This is a genomic window from Kitasatospora viridis, assembly GCF_007829815.1.
GTDB classification, from domain to species: Bacteria; Actinomycetota; Actinomycetes; order Streptomycetales; family Streptomycetaceae; genus Kitasatospora; species Kitasatospora viridis.
In genome coordinates, this window is record NZ_VIWT01000005.1 from 634,985 (window position 1) to 654,083 (window position 19,099).

The window sequence follows — 19,099 nt, forward strand, 5'->3', positions numbered from 1 at the left end:
CCGCCCGGCCGGTCCGCTCAGTGGTCGAACCCGACGTGCACGTGGTCGTGGTGGGTGTCGTCGGAGAAGAACTGGTTCGGGGTGCTGCCGCCGGTCAGCTGGCGCGGGCCGCCGACGTTGTACGAGCCGGCCGCGGCGGCGGCCCGCATGAAGCCGTCCACCAGGTCGTGCGGGGTGTTCGGGTCGACCACGGCCTGGCCGTTGATCCGCCAGACGTCGAAGGCCCGCCCGAGCGGGTGGTCGCTGGGCCGGGTGGTGCCGAAGACGTCGATCGGGTGGCCGGAGCGGACCACGCTGATCGACAGGGTGTACTGCTGGGCCAGCGTCAGCATCGCGGTCAGCGCGGAGTCGTGGACCTGGCCGCTCAGCACGTCGGCGTGCGCGGCGGGCGGCAGGGTGATCCGGTCCGAGGCGAGCACCTGCCGCGCGGCGGTGGAGAGCGCGGCGGCGGGCGGGCCGGGGTCGGCGGGGTGCAGCGCGGTGACCGTCCAGCGCGGGCTGGCGCTGGAGAGCCGGACGTCGACGGTGGTGCCGCCGGCGCCCTGCGGGGTCCACTGGTCGCAGACCACCAGCACGCTGGCCGAGTCGCTGAGGATGCCGCCGTACTGGGCGTAGACCACCTGGAGCGCGGCCTCGGCGGCGGTCGGCAGCAGCGGGCCGGCCTGCGCGACCAGCGCCGGGTCGACCCCGCCGAGCGCGGCCACCCGGGCCTGCGCGGCGGTGCTGCCCCCGCCGCCGGGCGGCCAGGCGCCGATCGCCTCCACCACCTGCGCCGCGCGCAGTTTGACGTCCGGTTGGATCTCGTTCGGCCCGGGCGTCCACGGCGTGGTGGCGGGCAGCGCGGCGGCGGAGCCCGCGGCCGGGCTGGAAGCCGCGCTTGAGGCGGAGGCGGAAGTCGGCGGGGCCGACGCCGCGGGTGATGGCGAGGACGAGGCCGACGGTGACGGGGAGGGCGAGCTCGCCCCCGACTGACACCCCGTCAGAGCACCGATCACCGACGCGAGCACCGCTCTGCGCGCCACCGTCCCGTCCACCGCCATGCGCCCACCCTGCCGCGCCGCCCCGCCGCTACGCGCTCACCCCGCCGCAGACCGGGGGAACCGACACTCCGTCAGCTCAGGCCGAGCGTGGAGAGCGCGGTCTGCCAGTCGCTGGCGATCGCGTTCTGCGCGTCCACCAGGTTCACCTCGCCCGAGCAGACGGCCTTGTGCAGCTTGTTCTCCACGCTGTCCTTGCTGTAGGAGGTCTGGCCGCTGGAGTCGGTCGCGTAGTGCGGCTCCGGCCACAGGTTCTGCGGGTCGGTCGGCGAGCCGCCGAGCTCCAGCGGGATGAAGTGGTCCTCCTCGTAGTCGGACATGCTGGTGTCCGAGTAGCCGTAGGCGACGATCCCCTGCGCCTTCAGCTTGTTGGTGTAGCTGGTCGAGGGGCGGATGGTCGCGGTCCAGCCGGAGACGCAGATGGTGGAGTCGATGGTGTCCTGCGTGACGTCCGGGTTGACCGCACCGGGCGTGCAGCTGGGGTCGGGCAGCGGCAGGTAGGCCTGCGAGCAGCTGCCGGCGGCCGCGGCGGCGGCCCGCACCGCACCGTGGCGGGCGGGCGCGGCCTGCGCGGCGGGCGCCGCCAGCGCACCGGTGACCAGCACCGCGGTGAGGGCGGCGCCGACCACGTTGAACTGCCGAGGTATGGAACGCATGGGGAGCTCCTGGAGGGAGTCGGGCCCGGTCTGGGGTCGCCGGGGCTCGATGCGTCCATGACAGCAGTGGGGCGGCACCGCCCGAAGGGGGTGTGCGGTGAATAACTGGTGACGCGCGTAGAACCGGAGACTGACGGCTCGTCAGTCGACCGCCGTGAAGACCAGTGACACGTTGTGCCCGCCGAAGCCGAAGGAGTTGGCCAGCGCCGTGCGGTAGGCGCCCGCGCGCGGTGCGCCGGTCACCACGTCCAGCTTGATCCGGGGGTCCTGCTCCTCCAGGTTCAGCGTGGCCGGGGCGATCCCGTCGCGCAGGGCCAGCACGGTGGCCAGCGCGCCCAGGGCGCCGGAGCCGCCCAGCAGGTGACCGGTCATCGACTTGGTGGCCGTCACCGCCGGGTGGGTGCCGATCGCCTCGGTGATGGACTCGGCCTCGGTCAGGTCGCCCAACTCGGTGGAGGTGGCGTGCGCGTGCACCAGGTCGATCTGCTGGGGCGTCACCGAGGCCGACTCCAGGGCCATCCGGATCGCCCGGACCTGGCCCTCCCGGCTGCCCGCGGTGATGTGGTACGCGTCCGAGGTGATGCCCGAGCCGGCCAGCCCGGCCAGCGGCCGGGCACCCCGGGCGGCGGCGAACTCGGGGCTCTCCAGCACCAGCAGCGCGGCGCCCTCGCCGAGCACCAGGCCGTCGCGGCCGGCGTCGAACGGGCGGGAGGCGCGGGTCGGGTCCTCGTTGCGGGTGCTCAGCGTCTTGGCCTGGGCGAAGGCGGCCAGCGGCGTGCGGTGCACCAGGGCCTCGGTGCCGCCCGCGATCACCACGTCGGCCCGGCCGAGCCGGATCAGGTCCAGCGCCATGGCGAGCGCCTCGGCGCCCGAGGCGCACGCGCTGACCGGAGTGAACGCCCCGCCCCGGGCGCCCAGTTCGATGCTGACCTGGCCGGCCGAGCCGTTCGCCATCATCATCGGCACGGTGTGCGGGGAGATCTTGCGGGAGCTGCCGGTGGCCTCCAGCAGGTCGTCCTGCTGGAGCAGGGTCTGCATGCCGCCGATCCCGGTGCCGATCACCACGGCCAGCCGCTCCGGCGCGACCTCGGGCGCGCCCGCGTCCGCCCAGGCCTCCCGGGCGGCGATCAGCGCCAGCTGCTGGCAGCGGTCGAGCTTGCGGGCCCGCACCCGGTCCAGCACCTCGCCGGGCTCGACCTTGACCTTGGCGGCCAGCCGGGAGGGCAGGTCCAGCGCCCACTCGTCGGTGAGGGCGCTCGCCCCGGAGACGCCGGCCAGCATCGCCTCCCAGGTCGCCGCAGCGGTGCCGCCGAGCGGTGTGGTCGCGCCGAGCCCGGTCACCGTGGCCGTCACCTGGGAGAACGCCATCCTGCCCACCTCGTTGTCAGTAGTAGACACCGGCCGCCCGGGCTTGTTGCCTGACGGTCCGTCCTGCTCCCACTCTGACAAGCGGATTGGCCGAAGATGATGCGCTGACCGATGTATTTACCGGCTCAGCTTCTGTGGGGTTCCGACAGTGACAGGGGCCCCTCACTCGGCCAGGTGGCGCTCCAGCGAAGCCATCTTGCGGGTCAGTCCGTCAGTGACCCCGGCCCGGTCGTCGATCTTGATCACCGTGCTGACCCGGTTGGCGAACGGCTTGACGGCGTCCACGGCCTGCTTGATCACCGCCATCACCTCGTCCCACTCGCCCTCGATCGAGGTGAACATCGCGTCGGTCCGGTTCGGCAGCCCGCTGGCCCGGACCACCTTCACGGCCGCCGCGACCGCCTCGGCGACGTCCTCCCCGGCCCCGAGCGGTGTGACGCTGAACGCGGCGATCATGTGCTTCCTCCTCAGCCCGTGTGGTGCCCGCCATGCTGCCACAGCGGCTGCCGACGGACCGTCAACCCCCGTAGACGCCCCGGCAGAGCCGCTCCTGCTCGGAGCCCGGCGGCCACTGGCCGTACTTCTCGGCCAGCGCGCACATGCCGGTGCCGTCGGCCTGCGGCGCCCCGGGCTGACCGGGCGGCTGGGCGGGCCGGCCCGGCGGGGGCGGGGCCGGGCTCGGCGCGGGCCGCTGGGCACCCGTCGGGGCCGGACGCGGGCGGGCCGGCCGGGTGGTCGCCCCGGGCTCCGGGGAGTCCGGGGCCCCGCCCGCCTGGTCGGCGGGCGGGACGCTCGGGGTCAGCACCCCGGTCCCCTCCTGGAGCACGACCCGGCTCGGCGGGGTGGGCGGCGGCGGGGCCGGGGTGAGCGAGGGCGAGGGGCTGGCCAGGTGCACCAGCGGCCCGGCCGGCGGCAGTTGCGCCGCGCAGCCGCTCAGCCCCAGCGCCGCCAGGGCCAGCAGCACGGCGGTCGTTCGGCCAGGGGCAATTCGGCCAGTGATATTTCGGCCAGTGGTAGTTCGGTGGGTCACGGCGGGTGCAACGAGCCGACCGGCCGGAGGCGACGCCCCGTCAACCCGGTGCGGCCCGTTCTCACCCACCCGGTCAGACCAGCGGGATCACCTCGGACCCGTAGGCGTCGATGGTCGCGTCGACCGCGTCGTGCATCGCGTACACCGCGAACTGGTCCACGCCCAGCTCGCGCAGCCGCGCCAGCCGCTCCAACTGCGCCGAGGCTGGGCCGATCAGGCAGAACCGGTCCACGATGGCGTCCGGCACGAACTCGGTGTCCGGGTTGCCGGCCCGCCCGTGGTGCGCGTAGTCGTAGCCCTGCCGGCCCTTGATGTACTCGGTCAGCTCCTCCGGCACCAGGTCGGAGTGCGCGCCGTAGTGCCGGACCAGCTCGGCCACGTGGTTGCCGACCATGCCGCCGAACCAGCGGCACTGGTCCCGGGCGTGCGCCAGGGCGGCGGGGGAGTCGTCGGCGGTCACGTAGGCGGGCGCGGCCACGCAGACGGTGACCGAGGCGGGGTCGCGCCCGGCCTCGGCGGCGGCCGTGCGGACCGCCTTCACCATGTACTCCGTCAGGTACGGGTCGGCCAGCTGCAGGATGAAGCCGTCCGCCTGCCGGCCGGCCAGGGCCAGCGCCTTCGGGCCGTAGGCGCCCATCCAGACCGGCAGCCGGCCGTCCCGCACCCAGGGCAGCTGGATCGCGGTGCCGTGCACCTCGACCGCCCGGCCCTCGGCCAGCTCCTTGATCACGTGCATCGCCTCGCCGAGCCGGGCCAGCGTGGCCGGCTGCCCGCCGGGCACCCGCACCGCCGAGTCGCCGCGCCCGATCCCGCAGACCGTCCGGTTGCCGAACATCTCGTTCAGCGTGGCGAAGGTGGAGGCCGTCACCTCCCAGGCGCGGGTCGAGGGGTTGGTCACCATCGGACCCACCGTCAGCCGCTCGGTCTGCGCCAGGATCTGGCTGTAGATCACGAACGGCTCCTGCCAGAGCACGCAGGAGTCGAAGGTCCAGCCGTGCGTGAAGCCCGCCGCCTCGGCACGGCGCATCCGCTCCACCACCAGCTTGGCCGGCGGGTCGGTCTGCAGCACGAGTCCGATGTCCATCGGTGCACCACCTCTCTACAGGTATTGACAGGTATCCCGGCGCAGGAACCGCCCGTGGCCGGCCCGCCCCAGCCACCGCCCCCGGTCCAGCACCACCGCGCCCCGGGAGAGCACGGTGCGCACCCCGCCGCCCACCCGGGTGCCCTCGTAGGCCGAGTAGTCCACGTTCATGTGGTGGGTCGCGGCGGACAGGGTGTGCGCGGCCGCCGGGTCGTAGACCACCAGGTCGGCGTCGGAGCCGGGCGCGATGGTGCCCTTGCGCGGGTAGAGCCCGAACATCCGGGCCGGCGCGGCGCAGGCGATCTCCACCCAGCGCCGCCGCGAGATCCGGCCGTCCAGCACCGCCTGGTGCAGCAGGTCCATCCGGTCCTCGACGCCGGGCAGGCCGTTCGGGATCTTCGAGAAGTCGCCCCGGCCCAGCTCTTTTTGACCCACGAAGCAGAACGGGCAGTGGTCGGTGGAGACCACCTGGAGGTCGTCGGTGCGCAGGCCCTTCCACAGCTCGGCCTGGTGCTCGCGCGGGCGCAGCGGCGTGGAGCAGACGTACTTGGCGCCCTCGAAGTCCGGCTCGGCCAGCTTGTCCACGTCCAGGAAGAGGTACTGCGGGCAGGTCTCGCCGAACACCGGCAGCCCCTGGTCCCGGGCGGTGGCGATCTCGGCGAGCGCCGAGCCGGCCGACACGTGCACCACGTAGAGCGGCGAGCCGGCCACCTGGGCCAGCTTGACGGCCCGGTGCACCGCCTCCGCCTCCAGCAGCTCGCGGCGCACCTCGCCGTGGTAGCGCGGGTCGCTGCGGCCGGCCGCCAGCGCCTGCTCCACCAGCACGTCGATGGCGATGCCGTTCTCCGCGTGCACCATCACCAGCGCGCGGTTGTCGGCGGCCCGCTGCATGGCCCGCAGGATCCGCCCGTCGTCGCTGTAGAACACGCCGGGGTAGGCCATGAAGAGCTTGAAGGAGGTGGACTCGCCGGAGTCGGTGAGCTGGTCCATCTCCTTCAGCACCGGCTCGGTGACGTCCGAGACGATGGTGTGGAAGCCGTAGTCGATCGCGCAGTTGCCCTCCGCCTTGGCGTGCCAGGCGTCCAGGCCGGCCCGCAGCGAGCCGCCGCGCGGCTGCACCGCGAAGTCCACGATGGTGGTGGTGCCGCCCCAGGCGGCGGCGCGGGTGCCGGTCTCGAAGGTGTCCGAGGCGGCGGTGCCGCCGAACGGCAGCTCCATGTGGGTGTGCGCGTCGACCCCGCCGGGGATCACGTAGCAGCCGGTGGCGTCGATCACCGTGTCGGCCTGCCAGGAGTCGGCGACGGCGCTGCCGGTGGCGGCCAGCGCGACCACCGTCTGACCGTCGATCAGGACGTCCGCGCGCAGCTCGTCGGCGGCGGTGACGACCAGTCCGTTGCTGATCCGGGTGCGGCTCATGCCTGTGCCCTCCGCAGTGCCTCGATCAGCAGGGCCGCGCCCTCGCGGGCCTCCTCCGCCGTCAGGCTGAGCGGCGGGGCGACCCGCAGCGCGTCGCCGGCCCGGCCGCCCTTGCCGACCAGCAGGCCCAGCTCGCGGGCGTGCTCCAGCGTCGCGGCGGCCGTCGCCGCGTCCCGCAGGCCGACCCCGAGCATCAGCCCGCGCCCGCGCAGCTCCACCGGCAGGCCGGACTTCTCCAACTCCTCGCGGAGCACCGCGCCGACCCGCCGGGCGTTGCCCTGGAGGTCGTTCTCCAGCAGGTGGCGCAGGTTGGCCAGGGCGGCGGCGCAGGTGATCGGGCTGCCGCCGAAGGTGGAGATCGAGTTGGCCGCCAGCGAGTCCATCACCTCCGCCCGGGCCACCACGCCGCCCATCGACATGCCGTTGGCGATGCCCTTGGCGAAGGTCAGCACGTCCGGCGGGCCGGCCTGCCCGTGCGCCTGCCAACCCCAGAAGTGGTCGCCGGTGCGGCCCCAGCCGGTCTGCACCTCGTCGCTGATCCAGAGGATCCCGTGCCGGTCCAGCACCTCCTTGAAGGCCGCCAGCAGCCCGTCCGGCCCGCTGGTGAACCCGCCGACGCCCTGGATCGGCTCGGCGATCAGCGCCGCCACCGTGCCCTCGGCCTGCCCGAGCATGTCCTCCAGGTCCGCCACGCAGGCGGCGGTGAACTGATCGTCCGTCAGCTGGGCGAACGGCCCGGCCGTGCGCACCCCGCCGTGCACGTAGAGGGTCTGCAAGGGGGAGAGGCTGGTCGGCGACCAGGAGCCGTTGCCGGTCACGCCGATCGTGGAGAACGAGCGCCCGTGGTAGCTGTTGCGCAGCGCCAGCACCTGGTTGGAGCGCCGGTGGGTGGTGGCGAGCAGCAGCGCCAGCTCGTTGGCCTCGGTGCCGGAGGGGGTGAAGAACACCTTGGCGTCGGGGATGCCGGAGAGCGCGGCGATCTGCTCGGCCAACTCGACCATGGGGGTGGAGAGGTAGAGCGTGGAGGTGTGCAGGATCCGCCCGGCCTGCTCGGCCACCGCCCGGGTCACCTCGGGCAGCGCGTGCGCCGTCATGGTGGTCAGGATGCCGCCGAAGAAGTCGAGGTAGCGCTTGCCGGCGCTGTCCCAGACGTGCCGGCCCTCGCCGTGGGTCAGTTCGATCGGCTCGCGGTAGTAGGTGGCCAGCCAGGCCGGGGTGACGGCGCGGTGCCGGCGCAGCAGCTCGGCCGGGTCGACGGTGTGCGCGGTGGTGCGCGCCTGGAGGTCGGTCATCCGCTGCCTCCTCAGGCCTGCGCCAGCGGCCCGTAGGCCTCGGGACGGCGGTCGCGGTAGAACGCCCACTGCTGGCGGACCTGCTCGATCAGGCCCAGGTCCAGGTCGCGCACCAGCAGTTCCTCCGCCTTGTCCGAGGCCGCCTCGCCGACCAGTTGACCGCGCGGGTCGACGAAGTAGGAGGTGCCGTAGAAGTCGTTGTCGCCGTACTCCTCGGTGCCGACCCGGTTGATCGCCGCGATGAAGTACTCGTTGGCCACCGCCGCGGCCGGCTGTTCCAGCTGCCACAGGTAGGCCGACAGGCCCCGGCTGGTCGCCGAGGGGTTGTAGACGATCTGCGCGCCGGCCAGGCCCAGCGCCCGCCAGCCCTCCGGGAAGTGCCGGTCGTAGCAGATGTAGACGCCGACCTTTCCCACGGCCGTGTCGAAGACCGGCCAGCCCAGGTTGCCGGGCTTGAAGTAGTACTTCTCCCAGAAGCCCTTGACCTGCGGGATGTGGTGCTTGCGGTACTTGCCGAGGTAGCTGCCGTCGGCGTCGATCACCGCGGCGGTGTTGTAGTAGACGCCGCTCTGCTCGACCTCGTAGACCGGCACCACGATCACCATGCCGAGCTCGCGGGCCAGCGAACGCATCCGCTGCACGGTCGGGCCGTCCGGCACCGGCTCGGCCCAGCGGTAGTGCTCGGGTTCCTGCACCTGGCAGAAGTAGGGGGAGTTGAAGACCTCCTGGAACCCGATGATCTGCGCGCCGTCGGCGGCGGCGGCGCGGGCGTACTGCTCGTGGAGGTCGATCATCGAGGACTGGTCGCCGGTCCAGCGGGCCTGGACCAGTGCGGCTCGGACGATCTGCGACTGCGACATGGGCACCACTCCTGACGGGTTGGTGAAGCACAGGCGTGTGGCAGGTGTTCTGATGGCCTCCCCCTACGGCGGGCGACCGAACCCCGACAGTGTGTCAGCCGAAACCCCCGGTGGCCGACAACCGGTGACACTCCGTCGCCCGCGTGGCGGCGCTGCGTCAACCCGGATTGCCGTCGGCCGCGCGCTTGGGCACGCCCTCGCGGCCGGCGGGCATCGAAGGGTGCCGACCGATCACGATCACGCCCGCGACCATCGCCAGCAGCCCCAGCGTCTCCCAGGTCAGCGCGGCCGGTGAGACCCGCAGCCGGTCGCCCAGGAACCCGACGGCGCAGACGATCCCCGCCAGCGGCTGGGCGGCGGTCAGCGCGGGCAGCGACATCTTCAGCGGCGCGGCCTCGAACGCGCTCTGCACCAGCAGCAGCCCGACCACGCCCAGCCCGACCACCGCGTACGGCTCCCAGTGGTGCAGCGCCGAGAAGATCCCGCCGTGGCTGGCGTGCCGCGAGCTGGCCCGGCTCAGCGCGTCCTGCAGCCCGTACAGCAGCCCGGCCGCCAGCGCGAGCAAGGTGGCCTCCTCGAACAGCGGCAGCCGCTTGGCCAGCGAGACCAGCAGCAGCGCCAGGCCCGCCACGATCCCGAAGACCAGCCAGTGCCGCAGCTCGGAGGCGGTCGCCCCGCCGCCCTTCGGGTCCCCGGCCGCGATGAACACCGTCACCCCCACCCCGAGCAGCACCACCCCGCCCCAGCCGGAGAAGCCCAGCCGCTGCCGGTAGAGCAGGCGGGCCAGCGCCATCGCGAAGACCAGGTTGACGGTCAGCAGCGGCTCCACCAGCGAGACCTCGCCCGCGCGCAGGGCCAGCCCGCTGAGCACCAGGCCGGCCACCATCACGGCGATCCCGAGCAACCAGTCGGGCATCCGGCACAGGTCCAGCAGCAGCCGCCAGCGCAGCAGGTCGGCGCGCGGGGCGCGCTGGGCCGCGTGCTGCTGGAGCACGAAGCCGAGGCCGAGGCAGCAGGCCGCGCCGACCGCGAGGAGGAAGACCGCCACTCAGGATCACCCGGTAGGTCGTGCTGGCCCGCCGCGCCCCCACGCCGGGCCGGATCGCGGCCAGCGTACCTCCGGTCCGGCGACAGCGGACGGGCTCTTCGGCAGGTCGCGCGTGTCGGCGGGCGGCGGGCGGTTTGGATGGCCGGTATGAGAGCCCTGCTGGCGCGGTGGCAGCTGCCGACCCTGATCGAGCACCACGACCCGAGCGGGGTCAAGGCGCTCTACTCGGCCGTCAACGCCTTCGTCTCGGTCGCCGTGATGGCGCTGATCGCGCACTACTCGAACGAGCCGTTCCTCTTCCCCTCGCTCGGGCCGACCGCGTTCCTGCTCTTCTACACGCCGCTGGCCGCGCCCGCCTCGCCGCGCAACACGCTCTGCGGGCACCTGATCGGGGTGCTCGCCGGGTACGCGGCGCTGGCGGCGACCGGGCTGCTGCACACCGGGCCGAACCTGAACGACATCGGCTGGGCCCGGGTCGGTGCGGCCGCGATCGCGCTCGGGGTGACCTGCGGGCTGATGCCGCTGTTCGGCGTGGCCCACCCGCCGGCCGGCGCGACCACGCTGATCGTCGCGCTCGGCCTGCTGCGCACGCCGCGCCAGCTCGCCGTGGTGATGCTCGCGGTCCTGGTGCTGGTGATCCAGGGGGTGCTGGTGAACCGGCTGGCCGGGATCCGCTATCCGCTCTGGCGCCCGGTGGCGCAGGGCGCACCGTCAAAGGGGAGTGGACTCCCCGTCTCCGGAGGGAGCCGGCCGTGATCGTGCGGATCTGGGAGGCGCAGGTCGCGCCGAAGCGGGTGGCAGAGTTCTGCGCGGTGCTCCAGGCGCAGGTGATGCCGCAGTTGACCGGCCTGGACGGCTACCTCGGCGGTGAGCTGCTGCGCTCGCTGCCGGACAGCACGCACCGGGTGCTGGTGGTGACGCGGTGGCGCGACGAGGAGGCGCTGCGCGGGTACGCCGGGCCGATGTGGGCGATGCGGCCGGTCTGGTCGGACAGCGAGCTGGGGTACCTGGAGCACCCGCCGGAGGTGTCGCACTTCAGCGTGTTGATGAGCTCGTGACGCTCTCGGACTGACCGCAAAGAAGTCTTCGCAAAGATACCTTTGCAAAATACTCTTTGCGGTCTACCGTGATACCCATGAGCGAACCCACCGACGACTTCTCGCGGGTCGTCCTCGACGCCAAGGGCCTCAAAGCCCTGGCCCACCCGGTCCGGGTGCGGCTGCTCGCCTTGCTCCGCCGCAACGGGCCCTCCACCGCGACCCGGCTCGCCACCGAGCTCGACCTCAACTCCGGCGCCACCAGCTACCACCTGCGCCAGCTCGCCGCCGCCGGGTTCGTCGCGGAGGACACCGAGCGCGGCAACGCCCGCGACCGCTGGTGGCGGGCCGTCTACCAGGCCACCAGGCTCGACGACAACGAGCTCGCCAACAGCGAGGACGGGCAGGCCTTCCTCCAGTCGGTGCTCGCCCTGCACACCCAGCGCGCCCGACGCACCATCAACGAACTGCCCACGATGGCCAGTCCGTGGCGCGAGACCTTCGACCTCAGCGACTGGTCGCTGCGGCTCACCCCCGAGGAGGCGCACCGGCTGAACGCCGAGCTGGCCGAGGTGGTCGGCCGCTACCGGCGCCACGACGCGGGGGCCGAGGGCCCGGCCGGCACCGAGCGGGTCGCGCTGATCATCCAGCAGCTGCCGGAGCCCGAGGGCGCTGAGGACGAGCCGTGCTGACCTTACGACCGGCCCCGCTGACGCGGCTGCTGATCGCCAACGGGGTGTCACTTCTCGGCACCCGGGTCGCCGCGATCGCCTTGCCCTGGTTCGTCCTCGCCACCACCGGTAGCGCTGCGCGCACCGGCGTGGTGGCCGCCTTCGAGCTGCTGCCGTACGTGCTGGCCAAGGCGTTCAGCGGACCCCTGGTGGACCGGGTGGGCGCCCGCCGGGTGGCCGTGACCGCCGACCTGCTGAGTGCGCTGGCGGCCGTGGGCGCGCCGGTGCTGCACGCGCTCGGTCTGCTCTCCTTCCCGCTGCTGCTGCTCTTCGGCGTGCTGCTGGGCAGCGCCCGGGGGCCGGGCGACCTGGCCAAGTACGTGCTGATCCCCGAGCTCGCCGAGCGCACCGGCCAGCGGCTGGAACGCGCCAGCGGCATCGTCTCGGTGGCCGAGCGGCTGGCCCAGGGCACCCTCGGCCCCGCCGTCGGCGGCCTGCTGGTGACGGCCTGCGGACCGCTCGCCGCGATGCTGGTGAACGGCGCCTCGTTCGCCGTGGTCGCCGCGATGGTCGGCCTCGGGCTGCCGCGCGACGCCGGGCGGCCCGTGGTCACCGCGCCGGCGGCGGAATCCGGGGAGCCCGGCTACTGGCGGCAGTTCGGGGAGGGCCTGGCCTTCCTGCGCGACGACCGGCTGCTGCTCGCGCTCACCGCGATGATCACGGTGACCAACCTGCTCGACGCCGCCTTCACCGCCGTGCTGCTGCCGGTCTGGGCCCAGCGCACCGGCCAGGGCGCGGGCGTGGTCGGCCTGCTGTTCGCGGTCTCCGGCGCGGCGGGCGTCGGCGGCAGCCTGATCGCCGCTGCCGTCGCCCACCGGCTGCCGCGCCGGCTGGTTTTCTTCCTCGCCTTCCTGGTCGCCGGCGCGCCGCGCTTCGTCGCCCTCGCGCTGCACCTGCCGCTGCCCGGGCTGATCGGCGTCTTCGTCGCCTCCGGCTTCGCGGCCGGGTTCATCAACCCGATCCTCGGCGCGATCGACTTCGAGCGGATCCCGCGCCGGATGCTCGGCCGGGTCGGCGCGATCGGCGACGCCCTCGGCTGGGCCGGCATCCCGCTCGGCACCGTGCTGGCGGGCCTGGCGGTCGGCGCGGCCGGGGTGGCCCCGGTGCTGCTGGTGGCGGGCGGGCTGTACTTCCTCACCACCAACCTGACGGGCTTCCGCCACGAGTGGCGGGAGATGGACCGGCGCCGACCGGCCGCGGCTCCTAAGCCTGCAGTAGCGCCGGACACGGTGCCCAGCGAGGTGTGATCAGCGAGGTGTGATCAGCTCCAGCGGCCCGCGGCGGCCGCCTCGCTGACGAACTCCTCGAACGAGCGGGCCGGCCGGCCCAGCGCCCGCTGGACCCCGTCGGCGGCGCCCGGGTTCCGGCCCTCCCGGACCTGCGTCAGCAGGCCGGTCAGCGTCCGGGCCACCGCGACCGGCGCACCGTGTGCCACCAGCTGTTCGGTGTAGGCCTCGGGGGAGACGTCCAGGTGACGGACCGTCCGGCCGGTCGCGGCGGTGATCAGCTCGACCGCCTCGGCGAAGCCGAGCTCCCGGGGGCCGGTCAGGTCGTAGGTCTGCCCGGCGTGCCGGTCGTCGGTCAGCGCGGCGGCGGCCACCTCGGCGATGTCCTCCGCGTCCACGAACGGCGTGCGGCCCGCGCCGACCGGCAGCGCCACGGTGCCGGTCAGCACGTCGGGCAGCCAGAAGGTCTCGCTGAAGTTCTGCGCGAACCAGTCCGGCCGCAGCACCGTCCAGCCGACGCCGCTCTCCCGCACCGCCCGCTCGGCGGTCTTCAACGGGTGGCCGTCGTCGGCCGCGCCGACCCCGTGGGCCGAGAGCAGCACCAGCCGCCGCACGCCGGCGGCCACCGCCTCGGTGACCAGGCGCGGGATCCGCTCCTGCGGATCCGCGGCGTGCAGGTCGGGTTCGAGCAGGTAGAGGGCGGCGGCGCCGTCGAGGGCGGGGCCCCACGTCGTCGGGGCGCCGAGGTCGAGGTGGGCCTCGCCGCCGGAGCGGGAGGCCGTGCGGACCGGGTGGCCGGCCGCGCGCAGGCGGCGGGCGATGCGGCGGCCGGTGGTACCGGTGCCGCCGAGAACCAGAATCGTCTCCATGACGGTCAGTCAACTCCGGCGGAGCCGGACGATCCATGGGAGATCGTCGCTGATCCCTCTGCGATCGTCCAGCGCCACGACCGGCTAGCGTGGGCCGACATGGACGTGCTGAGCGATGTGCTGCACCGGGCCCGGGCCGGCGAGGCGCGGATCCACCAGTTGATCCAGCGGCCGCCGTGGTCGGTGCAGTTCGCCGACCCGCCGTCGCTCGCCGTGGTGGCCGCCCTCGGCGGGACCGCCTCGGTGCGGCTCGACGGCGAGGCGGTGCTGCTGGCGGGCGGGGACATCGCCCTGATCAGCCGGGCCGACGGCTACACCATTGCGGACGCCCCCGACTCCCCGCCGCAGGTCGTGATCCGCGGCGGGTACAAGCAGTTCATCGAGGACGGGTCCATGGCCGGGCGGCAGTTGGGCCCCCGGACGTACGGTGACGGGCTGCCCGGCTCCACCGTCGTGCTGCACGCCGGCTACCGCTTGCGCGGTGAGGTGGGCCGGCGGCTGCTGGCGATGCTGCCCGGGCTGGCCGTGCTGCCCGCCGGGCCACGCACCCGGCAGGTGCTGGAACTGCTCTCCGGCGAGGTCGCCCAGGAGGAGCCCGGACAGGACGCGGTGCTCGGGCGGCTGCTGGACCTCGTGCTGGTGCTGGCCCTGCGCGCCCTCTGCGCCCAGCCGGGCGACGAACTGCCGCACTGGCGCGGTGCGTTGGCCGACCCCGGGATCGGCGAGGCGCTGCGCCTGCTGCACGAGCGGCCGGCCCACCGCTGGACGGTGGCCGAACTGGCCGCGAGCGCCGGCCAGTCGCGCTCCGCCTTCGCCGCGCGGTTCAGCCGCGTGGTCGGCGAACCGCCGCTCGGCTACCTGACGGGCTGGCGGATGACGCTGGCCGCCGACCTGTTGCGCGAGACCGAGCACAGCGTCGAGGCCGTGGCGCGCGAGGTGGGGTACGCGGACGCCTTCGCGTTCAGCACGGCGTTCAAGCGGGCGCACGGGGTCAGCCCCTCGGTCTGGCGGCGCGGCTGATCGACCCGAGGTTGCGTGGCTGATCGACCCGAGGTTGCGTCAACCCGCAAGTCTGGATGACGAGTTCACCGGAAATCCACAGCTTCCACCCTCTTGCTCAGCGCATGACAATCAGCGACTCTGTAATGCCCACCAGAGCCCCCCACATGGCTCGGGTGGGCTCGCGAGCATCTGTTCGTCCCCCACAGAGGAGCCAGCATGCGCAAGTTCCTGATACGCGTCGCCACCCTCGCGGCCGCGGCCACCGCTCTCGCCCCCGTCGCGCCGACCACCGCCGCAGCCGCCCAGGGCATGGCGTTCCGCCCCCTGAGCTACAACATCAACGGCTACAACTGGGGCGGCTACGCAGCCCAGGGCAGCGGCTTCACCTCCGTCTCGGCCAGCTGGACCGAGCCGAACGCCAGCTGCAACTCCACCAACGACCTCTACGCGCCCTGGGTCGGCATCGACGGCTACGGCTCGTCCACCGTCGAGCAGACCGGTGTCGCGACCGACTGCTCCAGCGGCAGCCCCGTCGACCAGGCCTGGTACGAGATGTACCCGGCGAACCCGGTCTACCTGAGCAGCAGCTCGTACCCGGTGTCGGCCGGCGACCACATCAACGCCTCGGTCACCTACGCCGGGAGCAGCAAGTACACCCTCAAGCTCAACGACTCCTCGCGGGGTTGGACCTACACCACCACCAAGTCGCTGTCCGCGAGCCGGGCCAGCGCCGAGGTCATCATCGAGTCGCCGACCGGGTCCTACCCGAACTTCGGGACCCTCAACTTCACCTCGGCCACCGTCAACGGCAAGTCGCTCGGGTCCTCCAACCCGGTCGCGATGGACCCGTCGAACGGCGCCTACGAGGCCACCACCAGCGGCCTCGGCTCCAACGGCACCAGCTTCAGCGAGACCTTCCTGCAGGAGTAGCGGCACCCGGCGCTGGGGCGGACGCCCGCCCCAGCGCACACCCGCCCCAGCGCACGCCCGCCGAGCGGCGCCCTATGCTGCTGCGGTGCACGAGACCACCACCCCGACCCTGCTGTTCGTCATCGGCCCGGCCGCCGTCGGCAAGATGACCGTGGGCGGCGCGATCGCCGAGCGCACCGGGTTCAAGCTGTTCCACAACCACATGACCATCGAGCCGTTGGCGCGGCTGTTCGGCCACGGGTCGCCGCAGTTCCAGCGGCTCAACCACGGCTTCCGCGAGCAGATCCTCGCCGAGGCGGCCGGCAGCGACCTGCCCGGCCTGGTGTTCACCCTGGTCTGGGCCTTCGACGACCCCGAGGACGCGGCGCTGGTCGAGCGCTACACCGCCCCCTTCCGCGAGCGCGGTGCGCGGATCCTCTTCCTGGAGCTGACGGCCGATCAGGCGGTGCGGCTCGTGCGCAACGCGGGCGAGACGCGGCTCGCCGAGAAGCCCTCCAAGCGGGACCTGGAGTGGTCGAACCGGAACCTGGTCGGCATGGACGCCAAGCACCGGCTGAACTCCATCGACGAGTTCGCCCACGTCCCCGAGTCGCACCTGCTGGTGGACAACACCGAGTTGGCGCCGGCCGAGGTCGCCGAGCGGGCGGTGGCGTACTTCGGGCTCTGAACCGTCGTGGCGGTGACAGCGAAGGCGAACGTGAGGGCGAACGTGAGGGCGGAGGCGAAGGCCCGGCGGGGCCGGTCGGCCCCGCCGGGCGGCACCTCGACGCGTCAGTCCAACTGGACCGAGGAGGCCTGGTCGTTGAACCACGCCGGGACGTCGGTGCAGTGGCCGGGATTGACCGTGATGCTCTGGCCCTCGTACCCATCTGCGGAGAAGAGCGTGGCCGCGGTGCCGGAGTGGTTGCAGACCGAGCTGACGATCTTGTCGAAGTTGTTGTCGGAGAGCCAGCCGATCGACTCGTCGGTCAGCAGCACGCGGCCGTTGGCGGGCTGGTTGAGTCCGTAGTTCTCGTAGAGACAGACGAACCCGTCGCGGCACACGCCGGCGCCCTGTCCGGAAGGCAGCACGTTCACGGTGCGCGGAGCGGCCGAGGCCGACTGCACGGGGATGACGGCCAGGCCGGCGAGCAGGGCGGTGCCCAGGACGAAGGAAAGGCGTCGCTTCAAGGATTGCTCCTCGGTTGGTGGGGGAGATTCCCCCGACTTCCCGCATCATGGGCAGGCGGCGTGATGATCGTACGGAGGCACAGGTATCTGTACGAACAATCACCGGGATGGGTGAGTGCGGGTGGGGCGGCCGGGTGTGACGGTGGCTCACGCCTCCGGCCCGACCGTGGCCCACACCAGCTTGCCGATCCCCTCGCGTGGCCCGAACCCCCGGTCGCGGGACAGCCGTTCGACCAGCAGCAGCCCACGGCCGCACTCCTCGTCCGCGCCGACGGGCGCGAGGGTGGGCGGCTTGCCGCTGGCGTCGTGGACTTCGATGCGAAGGAGGGCGGGGGAGAGGTCGAAGCGGATGAAGATGAGTTGCTCCGGCCCGCTGCGCCCGTGCAGCAGGGCGTTGGTGACGAGCTCACTGAGGATCACCTCGGCGTCGCAGGCGAAGAGTTCACCGTTGGGGACGGGATCGGCGAGGAAGTCGCGGAGCATGGTGCGGGCGGTGCCGGCCGACTTCCGGTGCTGGGGGAGCCAGGCGGAGTGGGTGGTCATGTCGAGCCTTTCTCTTCCGGTTTAGCGACATCACTTCAGCAGAACCGAGTAGGCTCGACGGCACTTGACTGTCGATTAGAAAGTTGCAATCCGGTCGGATTGCCCATCCCGAGTATGAAAGGGGAGGTCATGGGGGTGGAGGGGGACGATCGGCCCGAGAGCTTGACTCCGTTGGAACGCTTCGGAGTCGAGGTCAGAGAAGTCCGACAGGGTAAGAAAATCACACAAAAAGCCCTCGGGACTGTGTCCGGCTACTCCGAGGCCTATGTGAGCAAGTCGAGAACGGCACGATGGTGCCCTCGGAGCGTTTCGCGGCGGGGTGTGACGTCGCCTTCCAGACCAACGGCCTCTTCGTGCGCATGCGGGACCGGATTTTCGACCCCGAGGATGCGTCATGGTTCCAGCCGTACCTCTGGTTCGAACGCCAGGCACTTGAGATTCTGGACTTCTCGCCGATCGGCGTCATGGGGATGTTCCAGACGGCTGAATACGCACGGGCGATCTTCTCGGCGGGCCATCCCAGAAAAACCCCGGAGAAGATCGAAGTCATGGTGGAAGAACGATTGAAGCGTCACGAGCTGCTCGAACGGAAGGATCCCCCGGCGTTCTGGGTGGTCTTCCATGAGGGTTGCCTGCGCACGCCAGTGGGCGGGGTGGGAGTCATGGCCGCGCAGCTGGACCACTTGCTGAAGTCGGCGGAATCGCCGAACGTGGACTTCCAGGTGCTGTCGTTCACCGCAGGTGCGATCGCCGCCCACACCACGCCGTTCACCCTGGTCAGGCTCCCCAATGCACAGACCGAACTCTACGGTGACGGGCTCATGGCCGGAAAGGTCTTCCAATCGTCGGGCACAGTGGTTGAGTTCTCGGGGCACTATGAGCGGATGCGTGCGCACGCGCTCCCGCCGGACCGTTCGTTGGAATTCATCGCGGAACTCGCCGAGGGGTACCGAAAGTGCTGAGCGCCTTGGTGTGGCAGACGTCAACTCACAGTGCCAAGGACCCCGACGGCCCGGCGCTCAGCCTCACCACTGACGCCTGGTCAGCTTTCCTCGACCAGCTCAAGCAGCTCAAGGGCGCCTGACGGTCACTCCGCGAGGGTGGCGAGGTCGCTCAGGACTCGGGCCGCCGGGGCCGGGGCGACCAGCCAGCCCAGGTGGCTGCTGGTCAGCGTGCGGACGTCGTAGGGGTTGTCCGGCGTCAGGGTGTCGCCCTCGCGGATCATCCGGTCCTGCATGGCGAGGGGGATGCTGGCGTCCTCGGTGAGCCGGATGTAGGTCTTCGGGATCCAGCCCCAACTGGCCTTCTGCGCGCGGTCGTCCGGCGTGCCGACGTCGAGGTTCTCGTCCGGCTGGAAGGTGTTGAGGAAGGCCAGGAACTCCTCGTCCGTCCCGTCGGCCAGGAACGCCGCCTTGAAGGCGGCGAGCACGCCGGCGTCGGCGGTGCGGAAGTTGGAGCGCAGCAGCCCGAGTTCGGCGGGGTTGCCGACCATCGCCGCGATCAGGCCGGTGGCGTCGACCGTGGCCATCTCGGGCTCGGCGTAGTAGGCGCTGACGTCGAGGTCGACGGGGCACCAGGCGGAGACGTAGATGATGCGGTCGATCAGGTCGGGGCGCTGGTTGGCCGCGACGGTGGCGGTCAGCCCGCCCCGGCTGTGCGAGACGAGGATGACCGGCCCGTTCCGCTTGGCCCGCTCCAGCACCCCGATCAGGTGCGCGGCGTTGTCGGCGAGCGTGACGCCCTTGATCGCCCCGGGTGCGGTGGCGAGCTCGGCGAGGTCCTGCGGTGCCTGGTAGGCCC

The 19,099-nt window shown here is 72.5% G+C and carries 24 protein-coding genes; 10 read left to right on the plus strand and 14 right to left on the minus strand.

What is annotated here, in order from left to right; all coding sequences use genetic code 11:
* Positions 1-17: 17 nt before the first annotated feature.
* On the minus strand, positions 18-767 hold the full coding sequence (locus FHX73_RS39120) for a hypothetical protein (RefSeq protein WP_246214160.1): 750 nt from the start codon (positions 765-767) through the stop codon (positions 18-20).
* A 16-nt stretch (positions 768-783) separates the two neighbouring features.
* Between FHX73_RS39120 and FHX73_RS45315 the strand changes: the two genes are divergently transcribed.
* Positions 784-972 (plus strand): hypothetical protein, encoded by a 189-nt coding sequence (locus tag FHX73_RS45315; protein WP_170305248.1) that lies wholly within the window; start codon positions 784-786, stop codon positions 970-972.
* A gap of 139 nt (positions 973-1,111) precedes the next feature.
* Here FHX73_RS45315 and FHX73_RS39125 read toward each other — a convergent pair whose 3' ends face one another.
* The 9 genes from FHX73_RS39125 to FHX73_RS39165 all read right to left on the minus strand — a co-directional run bounded on the left by FHX73_RS39125 (position 1,112) and on the right by FHX73_RS39165 (position 9,791).
* On the minus strand, positions 1,112-1,693 hold the full coding sequence (locus FHX73_RS39125; RefSeq protein WP_145910773.1) for a hypothetical protein: 582 nt from the start codon (positions 1,691-1,693) through the stop codon (positions 1,112-1,114).
* Between the two features lie 141 nt (positions 1,694-1,834).
* A complete protein-coding gene (locus tag FHX73_RS39130; protein ID WP_145910774.1) occupies positions 1,835-3,061 on the minus strand; it encodes a beta-ketoacyl-[acyl-carrier-protein] synthase family protein in 1,227 nt (408 codons plus the stop codon).
* A 162-nt stretch (positions 3,062-3,223) separates the two neighbouring features.
* A complete protein-coding gene (locus tag FHX73_RS39135) occupies positions 3,224-3,517 on the minus strand; it encodes an MTH1187 family thiamine-binding protein (RefSeq protein ID WP_145910775.1) in 294 nt (97 codons plus the stop codon).
* Positions 3,518-3,578: 61 nt separating this feature from the next.
* Complete coding sequence (locus FHX73_RS47435; RefSeq protein WP_145910776.1) at positions 3,579-4,025, minus strand: hypothetical protein; 447 nt, start codon at positions 4,023-4,025, stop codon at positions 3,579-3,581.
* Positions 4,026-4,164: 139 nt separating this feature from the next.
* A complete protein-coding gene (locus FHX73_RS39145; RefSeq protein WP_145910777.1) occupies positions 4,165-5,175 on the minus strand; it encodes a TIGR03842 family LLM class F420-dependent oxidoreductase in 1,011 nt (336 codons plus the stop codon).
* A gap of 15 nt (positions 5,176-5,190) precedes the next feature.
* Entirely contained in the window at positions 5,191-6,591 is a 1,401-nt protein-coding gene (hydA, locus tag FHX73_RS39150) for a dihydropyrimidinase (protein ID WP_145910778.1), read from the minus strand.
* Complete coding sequence (locus FHX73_RS39155; protein WP_145910779.1) at positions 6,588-7,883, minus strand: aspartate aminotransferase family protein; 1,296 nt, start codon at positions 7,881-7,883, stop codon at positions 6,588-6,590. The genes hydA and FHX73_RS39155 overlap by 4 nt, the downstream gene beginning before the upstream one ends.
* Positions 7,884-7,894: 11 nt before the next feature.
* On the minus strand, positions 7,895-8,743 hold the full coding sequence (locus FHX73_RS39160) for a nitrilase-related carbon-nitrogen hydrolase (RefSeq protein ID WP_145910780.1): 849 nt from the start codon (positions 8,741-8,743) through the stop codon (positions 7,895-7,897).
* A gap of 157 nt (positions 8,744-8,900) precedes the next feature.
* On the minus strand, positions 8,901-9,791 hold the full coding sequence (locus FHX73_RS39165; RefSeq protein WP_145910781.1) for a DMT family transporter: 891 nt from the start codon (positions 9,789-9,791) through the stop codon (positions 8,901-8,903).
* Positions 9,792-9,938: 147 nt separating this feature from the next.
* Here FHX73_RS39165 and FHX73_RS39170 point away from each other — a divergent pair, with 147 nt between their 5' ends.
* From FHX73_RS39170 to FHX73_RS39185, 4 genes are all read left to right on the plus strand, one after another.
* Entirely contained in the window at positions 9,939-10,547 is a 609-nt protein-coding gene (locus tag FHX73_RS39170; RefSeq protein ID WP_145910782.1) for an HPP family protein, read from the plus strand.
* Positions 10,544-10,849 carry an antibiotic biosynthesis monooxygenase family protein gene (locus FHX73_RS39175; protein WP_170305275.1) on the plus strand — a complete coding sequence of 102 codons (306 nt, stop codon included), beginning with the start codon at positions 10,544-10,546 and terminating at the stop codon, positions 10,847-10,849. The genes FHX73_RS39170 and FHX73_RS39175 overlap by 4 nt, the downstream gene beginning before the upstream one ends.
* A 77-nt stretch (positions 10,850-10,926) precedes the next feature.
* Positions 10,927-11,520, plus strand: coding sequence for a winged helix-turn-helix domain-containing protein (locus FHX73_RS39180; RefSeq protein ID WP_145910783.1), 594 nt, complete (start codon positions 10,927-10,929; stop codon positions 11,518-11,520).
* The gene (locus tag FHX73_RS39185) at positions 11,514-12,806 is read left to right on the plus strand and encodes an MFS transporter (RefSeq protein WP_246214161.1); all 1,293 of its coding nucleotides are present in this window, start codon (positions 11,514-11,516) and stop codon (positions 12,804-12,806) included. Before FHX73_RS39180 ends, FHX73_RS39185 begins: the two co-directional genes overlap by 7 nt.
* 14 nt (positions 12,807-12,820) lie before the next feature.
* Here the strand turns inward: FHX73_RS39185 and FHX73_RS39190 are convergent, their stop codons facing one another.
* Entirely contained in the window at positions 12,821-13,654 is an 834-nt protein-coding gene (locus FHX73_RS39190; RefSeq protein ID WP_145910784.1) for an NmrA family NAD(P)-binding protein, read from the minus strand.
* Between the two features lie 99 nt (positions 13,655-13,753).
* On the opposite strand from FHX73_RS39190, the gene FHX73_RS39195 reads away from it, so the two are divergent.
* From FHX73_RS39195 to FHX73_RS39205, 3 genes are all read left to right on the plus strand, one after another.
* Positions 13,754-14,674 (plus strand): AraC family transcriptional regulator, encoded by a 921-nt coding sequence (locus tag FHX73_RS39195; RefSeq protein ID WP_145910785.1) that lies wholly within the window; start codon positions 13,754-13,756, stop codon positions 14,672-14,674.
* A 198-nt stretch (positions 14,675-14,872) separates the two neighbouring features.
* Positions 14,873-15,586 (plus strand): G1 family glutamic endopeptidase, encoded by a 714-nt coding sequence (locus FHX73_RS39200; protein WP_145910786.1) that lies wholly within the window; start codon positions 14,873-14,875, stop codon positions 15,584-15,586.
* A gap of 85 nt (positions 15,587-15,671) precedes the next feature.
* Positions 15,672-16,253: a DEAD/DEAH box helicase family protein gene (locus tag FHX73_RS39205; RefSeq protein WP_211786469.1), complete on the plus strand. Its 582-nt coding sequence runs from the start codon at positions 15,672-15,674 to the stop codon at positions 16,251-16,253.
* Positions 16,254-16,357: 104 nt separating this feature from the next.
* Here FHX73_RS39205 and FHX73_RS39210 read toward each other — a convergent pair whose 3' ends face one another.
* Both FHX73_RS39210 and FHX73_RS39215 read right to left on the minus strand, forming a co-directional pair.
* The gene (locus FHX73_RS39210) at positions 16,358-16,756 is read right to left on the minus strand and encodes a peptidase inhibitor family I36 protein (RefSeq protein WP_145910787.1); all 399 of its coding nucleotides are present in this window, start codon (positions 16,754-16,756) and stop codon (positions 16,358-16,360) included.
* Between the two features lie 147 nt (positions 16,757-16,903).
* Positions 16,904-17,299: an ATP-binding protein gene (locus tag FHX73_RS39215; RefSeq protein ID WP_145910788.1), complete on the minus strand. Its 396-nt coding sequence runs from the start codon at positions 17,297-17,299 to the stop codon at positions 16,904-16,906.
* A 290-nt stretch (positions 17,300-17,589) separates the two neighbouring features.
* On the opposite strand from FHX73_RS39215, the gene FHX73_RS39220 reads away from it, so the two are divergent.
* The gene (locus FHX73_RS39220) at positions 17,590-18,261 is read left to right on the plus strand and encodes a DUF5753 domain-containing protein (protein WP_342795366.1); all 672 of its coding nucleotides are present in this window, start codon (positions 17,590-17,592) and stop codon (positions 18,259-18,261) included.
* The gene (locus tag FHX73_RS39225; RefSeq protein WP_170305276.1) at positions 18,255-18,383 is read left to right on the plus strand and encodes a DUF397 domain-containing protein; all 129 of its coding nucleotides are present in this window, start codon (positions 18,255-18,257) and stop codon (positions 18,381-18,383) included. Before FHX73_RS39220 ends, FHX73_RS39225 begins: the two co-directional genes overlap by 7 nt.
* A 3-nt stretch (positions 18,384-18,386) precedes the next feature.
* Here FHX73_RS39225 and FHX73_RS39230 read toward each other — a convergent pair.
* Positions 18,387-19,099: alpha/beta fold hydrolase (locus tag FHX73_RS39230; RefSeq protein ID WP_145910790.1), on the minus strand; the 713-nt coding region annotated here is incomplete at its 5' end.